Raw genomic sequence first — 16,428 nt, forward strand, 5'->3', positions numbered from 1 at the left:
CTTCGACGATAACTTCATGTTCAAGCAAACGCGTGCGAACCGTCGTCGGGTCGGCGCCTTCCTTGTCGATCTTGTTGATCGCGACAATCATCGGCACGCCCGCCGCTTTGGTGTGATTGATCGCTTCAATCGTCTGCGGCATCAAACCGTCATCGGCAGCAACGACCAGGATCACGATATCCGTGACATTGGCGCCGCGCATCCGCATTTCGGTAAAGGCTTCGTGACCCGGTGTATCCAGGAACGTAACCTTGTCGCCATTTTTCATGGTCACCTGATAGGCGCCGATATGCTGGGTAATACCGCCCGCTTCACCGGCAACCACGTCGGTTCCGCGCAATGCGTCGAGCAAAGAAGTCTTGCCGTGATCAACATGGCCCATGATCGTAACGACCGGAGCACGCGGTCTCAACGTTTCTTCCGGATCGACGTCGGCCTGGGTATTGATTTCAACATCAGCCTCGGAAACCCGCTGGATGTTGTGGCCGAATTCCTCGACCAGCAATTCTGCGGTATCCTGATCGACCGTCTGGTTGACGGTGACCATCGAACCCATTTTGAACAGGGATTTGACCAGGTCAGCGCCTTTTTCGCCCATACGTTTGGCAAGTTCCTGAACGGTGATCGCTTCCGGCACGACGACAGAACGGATCTGCTTTTCGCGCGGTTCGGATGGCCGACCTGACCTTTGTGCACGTTTCTCTTTTTCTCGAGCACGTTTCAGGGCAGCGAGCGAACGCGCCCGCGCTGCGCCATCTTCGCCCCGAAGAGCGCGGTTGACGGTAAGCTTACCCGATTGCCGACGATCATTGCGATCCTCGCGTCCGACCTTTTGCTTTTCCTTTTCCGGTTTCGCACGTTTGGGCGCTTCCACCGGTGTAAATTTACGCGCGGGTGGCCGCGCAGCGGTCGTGGTGGACGGTTTTTCTGATGCGGGAACTTCAACCGCCGCATCATCTGGAGAAGCTTCGGCAGCGGCTTTCTCGGCAGCGGCGATTTCTTCTTGCGCCTTGCGCGCCTGCTCTTCTTCAGCCTTGCGGTTTTCTTCGGCCCGTTTTTTCTCGTCTGCGGTCTGCTCTTTCTTCTCGCGCGTGTCGCGTTTGCGCGCTTCCTGCATCGCATCGAGACGCGCTTCTTCCGCTTCGCGCAACAGTTTGGCCTGCTTTTCCTGACGGGTCAGACCGTCGTCCGCTTTTGGCGCGGCGGGCGCCTTCTTCGGAACCGGTTTGGGGGCCGGAGCTGGCGCAGGTTTTTCTGCGACAACTTCCTTCACCACTTCAGGGGCGCCGGGCTTGCCAACCAGTTTCTTGCGCTTGACTTCGACCACGACCTTGTTGGTGCGGCCGTGGCTAAACGTCTGCTTGACTTCGCCAGGTTCGACCGAACGCTTCAACCCCAAGGGTTTGCGTGCAGGTTTTGGCGTATCTTTTGTATCTTCACTCATCGAACAGACTTAATCCCTAAAAATAGATAATTTCAATATATTACTTGGCGTTCCTACGCCAAATTACGCAACTTTCTCTTCCGCCCCGTCCCGCATTTCACCGGAACCCATGAAACGGAGCCATCGCGCCAGCATATGCGAAATCCGCTCAGCCGCGCGCCTATCGATTATCCCGATATGAACAACATTCTGGCGGCCCAATGCCACAGAAAGACCCTGGCGGTCCACCGGCAAAGTCATCCCGCGTAAATCTTGGCCCTCACGGTCGCTGCCGACCCTCCAGGCCTGACCCAGTTTTGACGACCCGTCCTGCCCGGCATCGGACGCGTGAAGCAGCATGAACAGCTCGTCGCGCCTTGCAGCAGTTTCGATTTTTTCCGAACCGGTCAGCAAGGTTCCGCCACGTGCCTCGAGACCAAGCCTGTCCAATGTGGCGCGTTCGAGCGCATTTTCAATCAGGTCTGCCAGATTTGTCGGAATATCGAGTTGACCGGTCTTGAAGGCACGCGACAAAGCGCCCTTGAGCTGACCCTTCACGAGCGCCGCTTCGAGCGCAGCCCGATCGGCACCGATCCATGCTCCGCGACCCGGTGCTTTTGCCCGTACATCCGGTGCAATTTGTCCTTCGGGACCCATCGCCAGTCGCACCAATTGCTCCGGAGGGAGGCTTTCTCCGGTTAAGATGCATTTACGGTGTGGCGTGCGATCTAGAGGTTTAGACCGCGTCTCATTGGGTGGATTCCGCATTTGCGTCCTCCCCGGTTTCTTTGGTCGCGGCAGCAGGCTCGTCTTCATCCTCGAACCAGTGCGCTCGCGCGGCCATGATGATCTCGTTGCCCTGCTCTTCGGTCAGGCCATATTGGGCCAGTACACCATCCGGTTCGGGCTTGCGATTATCATTGCGGCGACGTGGTTCCGATTTCCGCTTCAGAACCAGTTCGTCGGTCGCCAGATCGGCAACATCATCCAGCGTTTTGAGACCAGCTTCACCAAGCGTCACCAACATGGCTTCGGTCAGATGCGGCAATTCTGCAATTGCATCCTCGACGCCCAGTTCGGTGCGTTTTTCTCGCGCGGCCGCTTCGCGCCGGTCCAGCGCTTCAATGGCACGATTCTGCAATTCGGCAGCAAGCTCGTCGTCAAAGCCTTCGATGCTGGAGATTTCCTCCGGTGCAACATAGGCGACTTCTTCAAGCTCGCTAAAGCCTTCGGCCACCAGCAATTGCGACAATGTCTCGTCGACGTCCAGGTCTTCCTGGAACATCTCGGTACGAGCGGCAAATTCGGCCTGCCGTTTTTCACTCGAGTCCGCCTCGGTCATGATGTCGATAGCCAGACCGGTCAGCTGCGAAGCCAAACGGACGTTCTGGCCGCGGCGACCAATGGCAAGGCTGAGCTGATCATCGGGAACAACGACCTCTATCCGGCCCTCTTCCTCGTCGATGACCACACGGCTAACGGTGGCTGGCTGCAATGCGTTGACGACAAATGTCGCAATGTCTTCCGACCAGGGAATGATATCGATTTTCTCGCCCTGCATCTCCTGCACGACGGCCTGAACACGGCTACCCTTCATACCGACACAGGCACCAACCGGATCAATCGAACTGTCGTGGCTGATCACACCGATCTTGGCGCGAGAACCCGGATCACGGGCTGCAGCCTTGATTTCGATGATGCCGTCGTAAATTTCCGGCACTTCCTGGGCAAAAAGATGCCGCATGAAATCCGGATGTGCGCGGGAAAGGAAAATCTGTGGTCCACGATTTTCGCGGCGCACATCAAGAATGAGCGAGCGGACGCGATCGCCGACACGGGCGGCTTCGCGCGGAATTTGCTGGTCGCGGCGGATAACGCCCTCTGCGCGGCCCAGATCAACAACCACATGACCAAATTCAACCGATTTTACGACACCGGTGATGATTTCTCCGCCGCGTTCCTTGAATTCTTCATATTGCCGTTCACGTTCGGCATCGCGAACCTTCTGGAAGATTACCTGTTTGGCCGACTGCGCATCAATCCGACCGAGATCGACCTCGGGCAGCGGATCGACAATGAAGTCGCCGACTTTGGAGCCGGGTTCCAGCTTTTCGGCTTGCTTGATATCGACCTGTTTGAAATAGTCTTCGACTTCTTCAACCACTTCGACAACCCGCCACAGGCGCAAATCGCCGGTTTTGACGTCGAGTTTCGCACGAATGTCATTTTCTGCACCATAGCGGGCACGTGCCGCTTTCTGGATCGCTTCTTCCAGCGCTTCGATCACGATCGACTTGTCGATCATTTTTTCCGTCGCAACAGCGGTCGCGATAGCGAGCAACTCGGCTTTATTGGCTGAAATAGCACTGCCCATGATTAGTCTTCCTGTTCTTCTAAAGTCTGTTCTTCAATTTCGTCGGCACCATCAGCTGAAACCGGAACGGTCGCAGCGATCAGAGCGTCGGTCAGAATCAATTTCGCGCTATGGACATTTGTCAGGGGCGTCTCCTGACTTCCCGTCTCGCGGTCGTCAATCTTTATTATGTCGCCTTCGATGCCTTCAAGCAGGCCGCGAAGCTGTTTTTTGCCTGCCACCGCATCGACCAGGCTGATCCGCGCTTCATAGCCGGCCCAGTTTTCATAATCCTTTATCCGCGTCAGCGGCCGGTCGATACCCGGAGAACTGACTTCCAGGCGATAGGCATGATCAATCGGGTCGCGCCCTTCTTCTTCCAAGGCATCGAACTTCGCCGATATACGGCGGGACAAAGCAGCGCAATCGTCAATACCCAGCTGCCCGGTTTCCGGACGCTCGGCCATGATCTGCAGAGTTGGCTCATCCGCGCCCGACACAAACTCCACCCGCACCAGCTCAAAGCCCAAAGCATCTGCTTCCGGCTTAATCAAGTTTGTCAGGATAGTTATATCGGTCAAATAAATTCCATTTCAGAATGCAAAAGTTCTGGCTGCCGGCCCCGTCTGGCGCCAGCCCCTTCAAATCTCACAATGTTGGGATGGCTTCTATTTAGAGACAGATTCTCGACATTGCAACGCCTGATTCATACAGCCACGACATTATAGACCAGCAGAACCAGATAGGTCACGAGCAATATTCCACCTTCCCAGCGCGTTATCTTTCGCCCGGTCGCGGCAAATATCAACAGCAATACCGAAGCCGCTATCAGGACCGGTAGTCCGAAATCTGTAATCTCCCCCGGAATGGTGCCCGGAGCAATGACCGCTGTGACGCCGCCAATCAGCAGCAGATTGAAGATATTGGAGCCCAGAACATTGCCTAGTGCAACCGCGCTTGCGCCTTTGTAGGCGGCGATTACGGAAGTCACCAGTTCCGGCAGCGAAGTGCCGATTGCGATAACCGTCAAACCGATGACAGCCTCGCTCATCCCGACCAGCCGCGCGAGATCAATCGCGCCCTCGACCAGCCATCGGCCGCCCAGCACGATCAGGATGATCCCGAAGACAAGCACCATAACCGATCGCCAGAGCGGCTGCGCGTCGTGCAAATGCGTATCTGAAACTTCCAGTGCCTCGGCTTTTTCATGCAAGGCCGTTGCCCCGGCTGGCTGCGTTTGTTCCGCCCGATAAGCATATCCCAGATAAGCCGCTAAGAGCACCAGAAAAGCGCTGCCGATAACTATTGTGATACCGGTTGTGCTGGCTACCAGCCACAAGACAACCGTCGCAGCCAATGCCAGTCCCCCGTCGCGCCACAACGGACCTCGTGGCACTACCACGGGCAGGATCAGCGATGCGGCACCAAGAATAAGCAAGCTGTTCGCGAGGTTGGAACCGACGATATTTCCCCAGGCGATGCCCGGCGATCCGGCAAGCGCTGCCTCGACACTGGCCACCAGCTCCGGTGCCGACGTGCCGAAACCGACAATCGTCAAACCGATCAACAATTCCGACATGCCTGCCCGCTCGGCTACGCGGACGGCGCCGCGCACGAGCAGCTCGCCGCCAACAATCAGCACCACAAACCCGGCCAGCAGGATGAGAAGTGATATCAGCAAGAAGCGTTCATTCCGCCGATCCCCATCCGGCGACCTGGCTCAGCCCTCACGCTTGCCAAGCAATTTCAGCCGCAGCGCATTGAGCTTGATGAAGCCTTCGGCATCCTTCTGGTCATAAGCGCCGGCGTCGTCTTCGAATGTGACAACTTTTTCGCTGTAAAGGCTGTCCCTTGATTTGCGTCCCACGACATCGACCGATCCCTTGTAGAGCTTCAACCGGACGGTTCCGTTGACCCGGGCCTGACTGTGGTCGATCGCCGCCTGCAGCATCTCGCGCTCCGGCGAGAACCAGAAGCCGTTATAGACCAGTTCGGCATAGCGCGGTGCCAGCTCATCTTTCAGATGGGCCGCGCCGCGATCCAGCGTCAACTGCTCGATCCCGCGATGCGCAGCATGATAGATGGTTCCACCCGGCGTTTCGTACATCCCGCGTGATTTCATGCCGATATAACGGTTTTCGACTAGATCTAACCGCCCGATGCCATGTTCACGGCCATAATCGTTGAGCTTCTCGAGCAGGGTCGCAGGGCTCATCCCTTCGCCATTGATCGCGACGCCATCGCCGCGTTCGAAATCGACCGTGATATATTCCGGTTTGTCCGGTGCATCTTCCGGATTATTGGTCCGCGAATAGACATAGTCGGGAACTTCTTCCCACGGGTCTTCGAGCACTTTGCCTTCCGAGGATGTGTGCAGCATATTGGCATCGCATGAAAATGGCGATTCCCCGCGCTTGTCCTTGGGAATCGGAATCTGGTGTTTCTCGGCAAACTCGATCAGGCGGGTCCTGCTGGTCAGATCCCATTCCCGCCACGGGGCAATTACTTTCACATCCGGATCAAGGCCATAATAGCCGAGCTCGAAGCGGATCTGGTCATTGCCCTTGCCGGTGGCACCATGGGCCACGGCGTCGGCACCGGTCAGCTTGGCAATCTCGATCTGGCGCTTGGAAATCAGCGGCCGGGCGATCGAGGTGCCGAGAAGATACAGGCCCTCGTACAGCGCATTGGCGCGCATCATCGGAAAGACGAAATCCTTGACAAATTCTTCGCGCAGATCGTCGATAAAAATATGTTCCGGTTTAACACCAAGTGTTTCGGCAACGCGGCGCGCAGGGCCCAGTTCTTCGCCCTGTCCCAGATCGGCGGTGAAAGTCACCACTTCGCACTGATATTCCTGCTGCAGCCATTTCAGGATGACGCTGGTGTCGAGCCCGCCGGAGAAGGCCAGAACCACACGCTTTACGGAATCGCTCATTATATCGTCTTTCCATGATTGAAGCCCAGATGAGCTTGGCCGCCTAACAGGCTCCAATTTACCGCGCAATATGATATGTCAGGACTTTGAGGAGAGTCTAATGGCAAAAGCAGAACTAAAAACCAAACGGACCAACGCCGACGTTACTGCTTTTATCGAGAAAGCCGAGCCGGAACGCCGAAAGGTTGAGGCATATCAACTGATCGATCTGTTCCGCAAAGTCACCGGCAAAGAGCCCAAAATGTGGGGACCCAGCATCATCGGCTTCGGCAGTTACGATTACAAATATGAAAGCGGACGCGAGGGAACGATGTGCCGCGCAGGATTCTCGCCGCGCAAGGCAAAACTGTCGCTCTATTTGATGGGGGCCTATTGCACTCCAGAGGCACAGGCGGAGCAGGATCGGCTGTTCGGCTTGCTCGGCAAGCATAGCGTCGGCAAGTCGTGCCTTTATATCAACCGGCTGGAACAAGTGGACATAAAAGTGCTCGAACAACTTGTCCGTAACAACTGGGATTTGATGAACGAGCGCTATCCGCAATAGCCCGCAACTCTCATAAGAAACTAGCCGAGCAAATTTTTCTCTGCCTCCGCAATATAATCGCGCGTTATCGGCAATGTCCGCCGGTCGCGACTGAACTGCATCTGGTAATTGCACATGCCGCCGTGTTCAAATGCAGCCGTCGCGCCAGCGAGATAGAATATCCACATCCGGTAGAAACGTTCGTCGTGGAGCGCGATTATTTTGTCCCGGTTGCGCACCGTGCGCCTGTACCATTCGCGCAGGGTGAACGCATACTGCAGCCGCAAATTTTCGATATCCGTCGCGATCAGACGATATTGCTCGCTCGCCGCCAGCGTTTCGCTCAGCGCCGGAATATAGCCGCCCGGGAAAATATATTTGCGGGTGAAGGCATCGGTGGTACCCGGCCCGCCCATCCGGCCGATCGTGTGCAGAAGCATCACCCCGTCATCGGTCAGCAAATTGGCGCAGCAGCGAAAAAAGGTCCGGAATTGCGGCGTACCGACATGCTCGAACATACCGACCGAAACGATCCGGTCGAAAGCCCCGGAGTCCCGAGTCGCGAGGTCGCGATAGTCGATCAGCTCGAACTTCACCTTGTCGGCCACACCTTCCTTCTCGGCCCGCTCTTGCGCCTTCTTGAGCTGCTCTTCACTGAGCGTGATGCCGAGCACTTCGACGCCGGTCTTGCGATGCAGATAGAGCGCCATGCCGCCCCAGCCGCAACCAATGTCGAGCACCCGCTGCCCCGCTTTCAAATCCAGTTTCGCGGCAATATGCGCCTTTTTGTCTGCCTGGGCTTGCTCGAGCGTCATGTCTGGTCCGTGCCGGTCAAAGTCCCAATAGGCGCAACTATATTGCAGGTCATCGTCGAGAAACAGGTCGTAAAGGTCATTGCCGATATCATAATGATGCGCGACATTGCTTCGCGAGCGGCCGAGCAAGTTGATCCGGTCAAGGCTTCCCGCTGCATGGTCGCGGATTTTCTTGAACGCGCTGGGGTCTTTTAACTTTCCGCCGCGTTCAAACGGTCGGTTGGAGCGCAAAAGCTGCACCAGTTCCATGATATCGCCCTGTTCTACGATCAACCGACCATCCATGAACGCCTCGGCTGCACCCAGACGCGGATCAAGCAATATTTGCCGCATCACCGCCTTATCGGCGAGTCTTATTCCGATATCGGGATAGCCGTCTGTTGGGGTCCCATGGACTTCGCTCGATCCGTCTGGATGGGTGACCCTTATCGTACCCTTTTCAACGACATTTTTCAGAAACCGGCCGATTAGCGACATTCATTCACTCCTGATCGGACACAACAAATCCAGTTAATTCAGATACCCGCATACCATTCATAATTGGCCACATCCTGCCAATAGCCACCTTTGCCCTCACCAATCCCTGCCAGCGATGCAACGGCTTCGATCTCGGTCACATATTTGGCATGTTTATAGCCCAATTGCCGTTCGACCCTGAGGCGCAATGGCGCTCCGTTCTCGATTGGCAATGGCTCGCCGTTGAGGCGATGCGCCAAGATCGTCTGCGGATGAAAACCATCCAGCAAATCGATACTCTCATAATAGGGCCTGCCACCGAGCCGGTCGGCGCAGTGAAAAACCAAAAACTTCGCTTTGTTGTTCAAATGCGCGAAATCTAGCAGAATCTTGAGCGGGACACCGGTCCATTGTCCGATCGCGCTCCAGCCCTCGACGCAATCATGGCGGGTGATCTGGGTCCGTTGCGGCAAAGACTGTATCGCATCGAGGCTGATTTGCTGGGGCTTGTCGAACAAGCCGGTTAGCCGGAGGCGCCAATTGGCAAAACCCTGAGCCGCACTGGCCGCATATTCGGCGGTCCCGGGATCTCGGGTGCCGTTGGCCCGGAACGTCGGGGACAGATCGGTGATACCATATTCACTGGCCAGTTCCATCCGGTCACCCAGAGCGCGCTGCACCGTGAAATTGGCCGTTTCGGCTCTCGCCAATATGTCCTGAAAGGCCGGACTTCTATTCAACGCATCGCAACCGGACAACAGCCCCCCTGCGCCGATCGCCGCGCTGGTGATCAAATTCCGGCGGGTCATGATCGTCATTCCCTCGGCTCCTTTGGTTTCACGCCCAGGATCATCGCCTTGGTTTGCCGAAACGGGCCGGAAAGCAACACCATTACCATATGGACCAGGAAAAATAGCACCAACAGAAACGCCGCGACGAAATGCAGCGACCGGGCCGACTGTCGGCCGCCGAATATGTCAGTCAGCAACGGCCAGTTGGCATCCATCGCCGGAGACATCGCAAGTCCGCTGAAAATCATCAGCGGTAGCAGTATGAAGGTCACGCCTATGTAACTCAGCTTCTGGATGCTGTTGTAATCCGCTCCCGCCGAATGCCGGATCGCGCGAAGGTCGAGATGATGGCGAATCGAGCGCCAGAGATGCGATGGCCGCCATTCGTCCCGCCGCATATGGATATCCCGCTGAAAATGACGGTTCCACAGCGAAGCAACCATGAACAGCGCCAGACCAATGCTGAATATCCAGGCGAAAAAGAAATGCCAGCGTCGACCATCCGCCAGACTATACGCCGAGGGAATGGTCGCCCATCCCGGAAATGCCCGTTTCTGGGTCTGGCCCGCACTATCCCGCCAGTTTCCCAGGAAACCGGTCGTCTCGATACGCATTTCGTTCAATCGCAAATAGCCCATAGTCTCCGATGAACCAACCGCCATCCATGCATAGTCGCTATTTGCGCCAGATTCTCCCCAATAGAGTCGGGGATGAGCATTGAAAATGGTCAGACCGCTCATCAGCAGCACGATCAGGCACATCGCGTTGATCCAGTGCCACAGCCGGGTGACAAACCGATGTCGAGGTTGGGCGGATATGATGGCTTTCTCCGTCATGGCGGTACTCTAGCCGCTGGTTCGGCGTTGCCAAGCCCATCGTTACATTTGCCAACTGTGGCATATTCACAGCACACCTCGATAGAATTCCATTTTTAACAATTCTGACAGAGTCATGCAGTTGTCATTCATATTTGTAAACTTATATGCACAACCGACCGCTAAAGAATAAATGGTAGATTAAACTAAGTAGTGGTTGTTGAGTAATAAAATCAAGGATTAATAGAATTGAATTATGTAACAATAGCAGCTGCTATTGCAGCATCTGTGCTTGCATCCCCCGCAATGGCTCAGCAAAATGGCGATTTTTCCGGAGTGAAAGCTACGGCAATCGCCGGCTATGACAATATTGATCTCGACATTGCCGGTGTCGATAACGTGGATGGACTTTTGTACGGTGCTGCACTTGGCTATGACATCCAATCGGGCAATATGGTCTATGGCGTCGAGCTGGAAGCAACCGAATCAACCGGCAATATTTCCAATCCCGCCGGTCGTATCGATGTCGGCCGCGATCTCTACGCCGGTGGCCGCCTTGGCTATGTACTGGGTGATTCCACGATGCTCTACGCGAAAGCTGGCTACACGAACGCGCGCAGTTCCTCCCCCGGACTGGGTGGCGCAAACGGTGACGGCGTCCGCGTCGGTGCCGGTCTCGAATTCAAGCTCAGCGAGAAGGTCTTCGCTCGCGGCGAATATCGCTACAGCAACTACGAAGACGGTATTTCCCGCAATCAAGGCCTGGTCGGGCTTGGCGTGAAATTCTAGTTCAGCCGAATTGAAACAAATTGGATCGGGCGGGTAGCGATACCCGCCCCTTTTTATGGCTTTCAAAATTGTTCAATGTTCGTAATGATATGCAATCATGTTTGAAGGGATGGGATATTATGAGCGCTTATAAACAAGTCATCAAACTGCACCCTGATCCGCTTGCATCTTACGCCATATCACCGGCTTGGCAGGTGGGTGATTTGCTGTTTCTTTCCGGCCAGGCGGCGATTGACGAGCAGGGTCAGATTGTTGGCGCCAATGATTTCGATGCCCAGTTGAAACAGGTGTTCACCAACATAGACCGTATCATTCGTGCAGCGGGCAGCAGCAGGGATCAGATTGTCAAGGTAACGATCTATCTGACCGATATGGCCAATTTTCCAAAAATCGTGGCAGCGCGAAAGACATATTTCACCCCGCCCTATCCCGCCGATACGACCGTCGAAGTCAAGGCGCTGGCCTTGCCGGAATTGATGGTCGAGATAGACGTTATCGCAGCGGCCTAGCCGAGAGCCGCCTGCTTCTCTTCTGCCAGCCGGTCCAGTTCTGCGCGACTCTTCTTCTCGCTCGCCGATTTGAGCTGTCCGCAGGCGGCCATGATATCCCGCCCGCGCGGAGTGCGGATCGGCGCGCTGATACCAGCGTCAAAAATGATCTTCGAGAATGATTTGATCCGCTCAGGACTTGAACATTCATAGTCCGAACCGGGCCAGGGATTGAACGGGATCAGATTGACCTTGGCAGGCAAATCATAATTGCGCAGCAGATTGACCAGCTCGCGCGCATCCTGATCGCTGTCATTCTTGTCTTTCAGCATGACATATTCAAAGGTTATCCGCCGGGCGTTGTTGGCGCCGGGATAATCGGCGCAGGCCTGAAGCAGTTCCTCGATCGAATATTTGCGGTTGAGCGGAACGATCTCGTCTCTGGTTTCCTTGTTGACCGCGTGGAGGGAGATAGCGAGATTGACGTTAATCTCTGCCCCGGCCCTGGCGATCATCGGCACAACGCCGCTGGTCGACAATGTGATCCGGCGGCGGGACAGCGCAAGTCCGTCGCCATCCATCACGATCTTCATCGCATCGCGGACGTTCTCGAAATTATAGAGCGGCTCGCCCATACCCATCAGCACGATATTGGTCAGCAAGCGGCCGTCCGACTTGTAAGCCTGATTATATTCCTTGGTGTTCTCCACCGCTTCCTCGTCCGCAAAGTCCATCACACCCTTCGGCCACTCGCCCAGCGCATCGCGGGCAAGCATCACCTGACCGACGATTTCGCCCGGCGTCAGGTTACGCACCAGCCGCATCGTCCCGGTATGACAGAAACGGCAATTGAGCGTGCAACCTACCTGGCTGGATATACACAAAGTGCCGCGATCCTCATCGGGTATGAAAACCATTTCATAATCCTGGCTATCCGCCGAGCGCAGCAACCACTTACGGGTCCCGTCTTCCGACAGATGCGCCTCGACGATTTCCGGCCGGCCGATCACAAAGCGCTCTGCCAGCCAGGGCCGCAGGGTCTTGCTCATGTCGGTCATTATCGCAAAGTCGCTGATACCGCGATGATAGATCCAGTGGAACAACTGCTTGGAGCGCAGTTTTCCCTGCTTCTCCTCCAACCCGGCAGCGATCAGTACCTCTCGTATTTCGACGACACTGAGACCGATGAGGTCCAGCCTGCCATCGGCACGCGGGGTGACCTTGGCGGGCAAGGGAACGGGATCGATATGGCCGGGAATCTGCATGGATCGGCATATAGGGTGTGTCCCCGGGAAAATCTACCGCAACCGCGAACAGCCTAAAGAAGCCGCATCAATTGCCGTCGCCGCGCCACGCAGCCGGTAAGCGTCGACTATCGACTTTCCATCGCGGCCGACGCTCTCCACGGTCATGCTGGTCGATGACCGGATCGCGGCAATGATCGCTGCGTCCATGCGCTTGTCCTGCGACCAGCCGTCGGAGCGATTGGCGGTGAGCTGGAAACGGCGGCCGGCGATGCTGACAATCACGCGGCTGTTGGTGGACCGGTCGCGGCTCAGGCGGACGTGGAACTGCCGCCTGATCTTGCGCGTGGGCCAGAAACCGATGCTGGCAAAGGATTTTCGCTCTGCCTTGCCGTGTATTTCTTCTGATTCCGCAATTGCATAGCATCGGGGAATTCCGGGATCGCGAAAAGCCCCCCAACTGTTGAATATCCCGAGGGAATCTTTTGCGATGACCGGGGTCGAGATAACCGACACGGCAAGTCCCAGAAGAATAAACCGCCTTTTCAAGCCTTCTCCCCTTCTCCACCGCCGATATGGATAATATCCTCGCGGCCGTCGCAAATTTGCACAATCGAACCTTGCGGCAACCCCTCCGCTATCGGCGCTCCAAAGCGCGGATGGACATCGGCACCGACCAGCAGGCCGCGTAGAACCCTGCTGGTCATGCCGTGGCTGATCAAAACTGCATCCCGGGTAAAATTCTGTTCTTCAAGCCAATGTTCCAGCCTTTTTGCAATGTCGCGATAATCCTCGCCGCCGGGCGCGACTGTCACGAACAGCCGTTCTTCATGGTCGATCTCCAGCTTGCCATCAAGATCGCGATACATGACGCCGCCCCATTCACCCATATCGATTTCGCGCAGCCGCTTATCACTACGCGCCTGATGCCAGTCGGCCCCGACATGCTCGGCGACCACCGAAAGCGTTTGCAGTGCGCGGTCGGTATCGGAAGCTATCAGGTCCAGCGCCGGTGTATCGGGCGCGAGATGCGATGCGAGAGCTCGCCCCATCGCATCGGCCTGGGCGAAGCCCGAACGGGTCAGCGGCGTGTGGACGTGGTCGCCCTGAATCCGGCCGGCAAGATTGAAAATCGTCTCGCCGTGCCGCGCGATAAACAGGCGATTTCCATTGGTATTGATACCGCTCATTTTTACCCTGTTCCGTTCCGGAATGGCCAAAACCGGCCTCCCCAACTGCGGCTTTACCCACCTTTCCGCTTTTTTCCACAGTTTTTCACGGCATTATCGGACGGTGGGCCGCGATCGGGCTTGCCCTGCGGCACTTTATTGTTAATGAAGCGGGGAACTATCCGTGAAGCCGTGCGGAGTCTTTTGCGCAGCTATTGTCACGGTCGATCGGGAACAAGAAGGACGGTTTATGAAAGCGACCATTGAACGCGCGGCATTGCTAAAGAGCCTGGGTCATGTCCAGTCCGTGGTTGAGCGGCGCAATACTATTCCGATATTGTCGAATGTGCTGATCGAGGCAAATAGCGACGGCAGCATCAAGCTGATGGCAACCGACCTTGATCTCCAGGTTGTCGAAACCGTTGAAGCACAGGTTGAAACCGCTGGATCGACCACGGTCTCCGCGCATACATTGTTCGACATCGCCCGCAAGCTGCCCGACGGTTCGCAGGTCCAGCTCGATGCCGCCGATGGCAAGATGAAAGTCAACGCCGGTCGTGCCCGCTTCAATCTGCAGACCCTGCCCCGCGATGACTTTCCGGTCATTGCCGAAGGCGAATTGCCGACCAGTTTCGAACTGCCCGCAAGCTCGCTTGTCCAGATTATCGACAAGACCCGCTTCGCGATCTCGACCGAAGAAACCCGCTATTATCTCAACGGCATTTTCCTGCACGTACAGGATGAGGAAACGCCTGTGCTCAAGGCCGCCGCAACCGACGGCCACCGTCTCGCCCGCGTTACCCTGCCCCGCCCGGCTGGCGCAGAAGGCATGCCCGACGTGATCGTACCGCGCAAATGCGTCAACGAATTGCGCAAATTGCTCGACGAAAATAGTGAATCATCGGTCCAGATCGATCTGTCCGCGAGCAAGATCCGCTTCACCCTCGGCACCGCAATCCTCACCAGCAAGCTGATCGACGGTACGTTCCCCGATTACACACGGGTCATTCCGACCGGCAATGACAAACTGCTCAAGATCGATCCGAAAAGCTTCGCTCAGGGCGTCGATCGCGTATCAACCATCGCGACCGAAAAAACCCGTGCCGTCAAAATGGCGCTCGGCGATGACAAGATCACCCTTTCCGTCACCTCACCCGAAAATGGCAAGGCCGAGGAAGAAGTGCCCGGCTCCTACAAGGACGACGTGTTCGAAATCGGCTTCAACTCGAAATATCTGATGGATATCCTGAGCGAGATAGAAGGCGATACCGTCGAACTGCATCTCGCCGATGCCAGCGCACCTACGCTTATTCGCGAAAATGACAAGTCAACGGCGCTGTACGTGCTGATGCCAATGCGGGTTTAGCGCTCGACTGCGAAACGTGGCTCCCCGACAAACTATGACTCGCCCACTCTCCCTCTCTCGGTTTCTCAAAGCCAGCCCGGCGATCCATGCTTTCGCCTTGCTGGCTATGGTGGTGAGCGCGCTCGCGCCCCAAGGCTTCATGCCCGCCCAGACAGCCGGTGGTTTTGCGATAAAACTCTGTTCCGGTCACGCCGATAGCAAGCTCGTGATCGCGCCGGACAATCCGGAATATGAACTGCTCGCGCTTGTTTATGGCCCAAAGGATAGGAGCTCGCCAGATCCGGAGCCCGATCAATCGTCTCCTGCCTGCGCCTTCGCCGGCGGAACTTCCATCGGCTTGGCTTCTTCTGCCCCAGACATCGCAATCTCTGCAATGGTTCCAACGCTTCACCAACCATCCCAGCCACGCCGCTTTGCGCTGCGCAACCGGATCAACATCCCGCCAGCAACAGGGCCCCCTGTAAACATCTGAACCAAAACTAATCATTGTGACGTGCGCCAGTAAGACGTGCGAATCGTTCAGATATTTACAGGAAATTTCGATGAAAAATATTGCTCTTACAGGCGCGATAATCGCGGCCTGCTCCCTTGCCTCTCCGGCACTCGCCCACGATGTGCGCGCCGATGACCATGCGCCGATTGGCGTGATGGCCGATCACACACACAAGAAAGGCGAGATCATGTTCTCGCTACGCTATATGCATATGGAAATGAGCGGTAACCAGATCGGTACCGATAGCATCAGCAATGACGATATCGTAACGACCATTCCCAATCGCTTTGCCGGCATGCCGATGCAACCGCCAACCTTGCGGCTGGTACCCCAATCGATGCGCAAGGACATGGTCATGCTCGGCGCGATGTATTCTCCCGCCGACTGGATCACTTTGGTCGCCATGGTTCCTTATAGCGAGAAGGAATCGACGATCACGACTTATGCAGGGCCAACGGGAACGACCGTCCTGGGGGACTTCCAGACCAATCCCAGGGGCATTGGCGACGTCAGTGCGGGGGCCATATTCCCGTTATTGGGACAGAAACCCGCAACCAGCGACACGGGAACAGAACTCAACCTGCGCGCCGTGGTCGGAATCCCGACGGGATCAATTGATGAAACCGGCCAGACGCTGACTCCGATGAACACACAGCCGACGATGGTCATGCCTTATGGCATGCAGAGCGGTTCTGGCACGTGGGATTTGAAACCGGCACTGACGCTGAAAAAATGGGCCGGAAAATGGAGCTTTGGCGCGCAATA

17 protein-coding genes and 1 pseudogene are annotated in these 16,428 nt (G+C 56.2%); 6 read left to right on the top strand and 12 right to left on the bottom strand.

Annotated elements, in window-relative coordinates:
- The 6 genes from WBM93_RS11790 to WBM93_RS11815 all read right to left on the bottom strand — a co-directional run.
- The coding region (locus tag WBM93_RS11790) for a translation initiation factor IF-2 N-terminal domain-containing protein (protein ID WP_424432063.1) at positions 1-1,444 on the bottom strand (1,444 nt) is incomplete at its 3' end.
- A 63-nt stretch (positions 1,445-1,507) separates the two neighbouring features.
- Positions 1,508-2,239, bottom strand: coding sequence for a DUF448 domain-containing protein (locus WBM93_RS11795; protein ID WP_424432064.1), 732 nt, complete (start codon positions 2,237-2,239; stop codon positions 1,508-1,510).
- Positions 2,172-3,797, bottom strand: coding sequence for a transcription termination factor NusA (gene nusA / locus WBM93_RS11800; RefSeq protein WP_424432065.1), 1,626 nt, complete (start codon positions 3,795-3,797; stop codon positions 2,172-2,174). The genes WBM93_RS11795 and nusA overlap by 68 nt, the downstream gene beginning before the upstream one ends.
- 2 nt (positions 3,798-3,799) lie before the next feature.
- Positions 3,800-4,357 carry a ribosome maturation protein RimP gene (gene rimP / locus WBM93_RS11805; RefSeq protein WP_424432066.1) on the bottom strand — a complete coding sequence of 186 codons (558 nt, stop codon included), beginning with the start codon at positions 4,355-4,357 and terminating at the stop codon, positions 3,800-3,802.
- A 125-nt stretch (positions 4,358-4,482) separates the two neighbouring features.
- Complete coding sequence (locus WBM93_RS11810) at positions 4,483-5,457, bottom strand: calcium/sodium antiporter (RefSeq protein WP_424432067.1); 975 nt, start codon at positions 5,455-5,457, stop codon at positions 4,483-4,485.
- A 39-nt stretch (positions 5,458-5,496) separates the two neighbouring features.
- Positions 5,497-6,714 (bottom strand): argininosuccinate synthase, encoded by a 1,218-nt coding sequence (locus tag WBM93_RS11815; RefSeq protein WP_424432068.1) that lies wholly within the window; start codon positions 6,712-6,714, stop codon positions 5,497-5,499.
- Positions 6,715-6,814: 100 nt separating this feature from the next.
- Between WBM93_RS11815 and WBM93_RS11820 the strand changes: the two genes are divergently transcribed.
- On the top strand, positions 6,815-7,258 hold the full coding sequence (locus tag WBM93_RS11820; protein ID WP_424432069.1) for a DUF1801 domain-containing protein: 444 nt from the start codon (positions 6,815-6,817) through the stop codon (positions 7,256-7,258).
- A 20-nt stretch (positions 7,259-7,278) separates the two neighbouring features.
- Here the strand turns inward: WBM93_RS11820 and WBM93_RS11825 are convergent, their stop codons facing one another.
- Genes WBM93_RS11825 through WBM93_RS11835 form a run of 3 tightly spaced genes read right to left on the bottom strand, consistent with a single transcriptional unit; the run spans position 7,279 to position 10,135 of the window.
- Complete coding sequence (locus tag WBM93_RS11825) at positions 7,279-8,529, bottom strand: class I SAM-dependent methyltransferase (protein ID WP_424432070.1); 1,251 nt, start codon at positions 8,527-8,529, stop codon at positions 7,279-7,281.
- A gap of 38 nt (positions 8,530-8,567) precedes the next feature.
- Positions 8,568-9,326, bottom strand: coding sequence for a molybdopterin-dependent oxidoreductase (locus WBM93_RS11830; RefSeq protein WP_424432071.1), 759 nt, complete (start codon positions 9,324-9,326; stop codon positions 8,568-8,570).
- The gene (locus tag WBM93_RS11835; protein WP_424432072.1) at positions 9,323-10,135 is read right to left on the bottom strand and encodes a cytochrome b/b6 domain-containing protein; all 813 of its coding nucleotides are present in this window, start codon (positions 10,133-10,135) and stop codon (positions 9,323-9,325) included. The genes WBM93_RS11830 and WBM93_RS11835 overlap by 4 nt, the downstream gene beginning before the upstream one ends.
- A gap of 228 nt (positions 10,136-10,363) precedes the next feature.
- Between WBM93_RS11835 and WBM93_RS11840 the strand changes: the two genes are divergently transcribed.
- Positions 10,364-10,903: an outer membrane protein gene (locus tag WBM93_RS11840; protein WP_424432073.1), complete on the top strand. Its 540-nt coding sequence runs from the start codon at positions 10,364-10,366 to the stop codon at positions 10,901-10,903.
- 119 nt (positions 10,904-11,022) lie between these two features.
- Positions 11,023-11,412, top strand: a complete 390-nt coding sequence (locus tag WBM93_RS11845; RefSeq protein WP_424432074.1) for a RidA family protein — start codon at positions 11,023-11,025, stop codon at positions 11,410-11,412.
- Here WBM93_RS11845 and rlmN read toward each other — a convergent pair.
- From rlmN to WBM93_RS11860, 3 genes are read right to left on the bottom strand one after another with little or no spacing between them, the layout of a single operon-like run.
- The gene (rlmN, locus tag WBM93_RS11850; RefSeq protein WP_424432075.1) at positions 11,409-12,656 is read right to left on the bottom strand and encodes a 23S rRNA (adenine(2503)-C(2))-methyltransferase RlmN; all 1,248 of its coding nucleotides are present in this window, start codon (positions 12,654-12,656) and stop codon (positions 11,409-11,411) included. The two genes, WBM93_RS11845 and rlmN, sit on opposite strands and share 4 nt — an antisense overlap.
- Positions 12,657-12,689: 33 nt before the next feature.
- The gene (locus WBM93_RS11855) at positions 12,690-13,184 is read right to left on the bottom strand and encodes a hypothetical protein (protein ID WP_424432076.1); all 495 of its coding nucleotides are present in this window, start codon (positions 13,182-13,184) and stop codon (positions 12,690-12,692) included.
- Complete coding sequence (locus WBM93_RS11860) at positions 13,181-13,825, bottom strand: histidine phosphatase family protein (protein WP_424432077.1); 645 nt, start codon at positions 13,823-13,825, stop codon at positions 13,181-13,183. The genes WBM93_RS11855 and WBM93_RS11860 overlap by 4 nt, the downstream gene beginning before the upstream one ends.
- A 229-nt stretch (positions 13,826-14,054) precedes the next feature.
- Between WBM93_RS11860 and dnaN the strand changes: the two genes are divergently transcribed.
- The 3 genes and pseudogenes from dnaN to WBM93_RS11875 all read left to right on the top strand — a co-directional run.
- Entirely contained in the window at positions 14,055-15,170 is a 1,116-nt protein-coding gene (dnaN, locus tag WBM93_RS11865; RefSeq protein WP_424432078.1) for a DNA polymerase III subunit beta, read from the top strand.
- Positions 15,171-15,204: 34 nt separating this feature from the next.
- Positions 15,205-15,642 (top strand): hypothetical protein, encoded by a 438-nt coding sequence (locus tag WBM93_RS11870; protein ID WP_424432079.1) that lies wholly within the window; start codon positions 15,205-15,207, stop codon positions 15,640-15,642.
- Positions 15,643-15,712: 70 nt separating this feature from the next.
- A pseudogene (locus tag WBM93_RS11875) lies at positions 15,713-16,428 on the top strand (transporter); the annotation flags it as partial.

Origin of the sequence: Parasphingorhabdus sp. (genome assembly GCF_049667325.1) — a bacterium.
Taxonomy (GTDB): domain Bacteria; phylum Pseudomonadota; class Alphaproteobacteria; order Sphingomonadales; family Sphingomonadaceae; genus Parasphingorhabdus.

Excerpts from the sequence above, each read along its gene's own strand:
- WBM93_RS11870 (WP_424432079.1), top strand. The coding sequence starts at position 15,205 with ATGACTCGCCCACTCTCCCTCTCTCGGTTTCTCAAAGCCAGCCCGGCG.
- WBM93_RS11830 (WP_424432071.1), bottom strand. The coding sequence starts at position 9,326 with ATGACGATCATGACCCGCCGGAATTTGATCACCAGCGCGGCGATCGGC.
- rlmN (WP_424432075.1), bottom strand. The coding sequence starts at position 12,656 with ATGCAGATTCCCGGCCATATCGATCCCGTTCCCTTGCCCGCCAAGGTC.
- WBM93_RS11825 (WP_424432070.1), bottom strand. The coding sequence starts at position 8,529 with ATGTCGCTAATCGGCCGGTTTCTGAAAAATGTCGTTGAAAAGGGTACG.
- WBM93_RS11820 (WP_424432069.1), top strand. The coding sequence starts at position 6,815 with ATGGCAAAAGCAGAACTAAAAACCAAACGGACCAACGCCGACGTTACT.
- nusA (WP_424432065.1), bottom strand. The coding sequence starts at position 3,797 with ATGGGCAGTGCTATTTCAGCCAATAAAGCCGAGTTGCTCGCTATCGCG.
- WBM93_RS11795 (WP_424432064.1), bottom strand. The coding sequence starts at position 2,239 with ATGAAGACGAGCCTGCTGCCGCGACCAAAGAAACCGGGGAGGACGCAA.
- WBM93_RS11815 (WP_424432068.1), bottom strand. The coding sequence starts at position 6,714 with ATGAGCGATTCCGTAAAGCGTGTGGTTCTGGCCTTCTCCGGCGGGCTC.
- WBM93_RS11845 (WP_424432074.1), top strand. The coding sequence starts at position 11,023 with ATGAGCGCTTATAAACAAGTCATCAAACTGCACCCTGATCCGCTTGCA.
- WBM93_RS11835 (WP_424432072.1), bottom strand. The coding sequence starts at position 10,135 with ATGACGGAGAAAGCCATCATATCCGCCCAACCTCGACATCGGTTTGTC.
- WBM93_RS11860 (WP_424432077.1), bottom strand. The coding sequence starts at position 13,825 with ATGAGCGGTATCAATACCAATGGAAATCGCCTGTTTATCGCGCGGCAC.
- dnaN (WP_424432078.1), top strand. The coding sequence starts at position 14,055 with ATGAAAGCGACCATTGAACGCGCGGCATTGCTAAAGAGCCTGGGTCAT.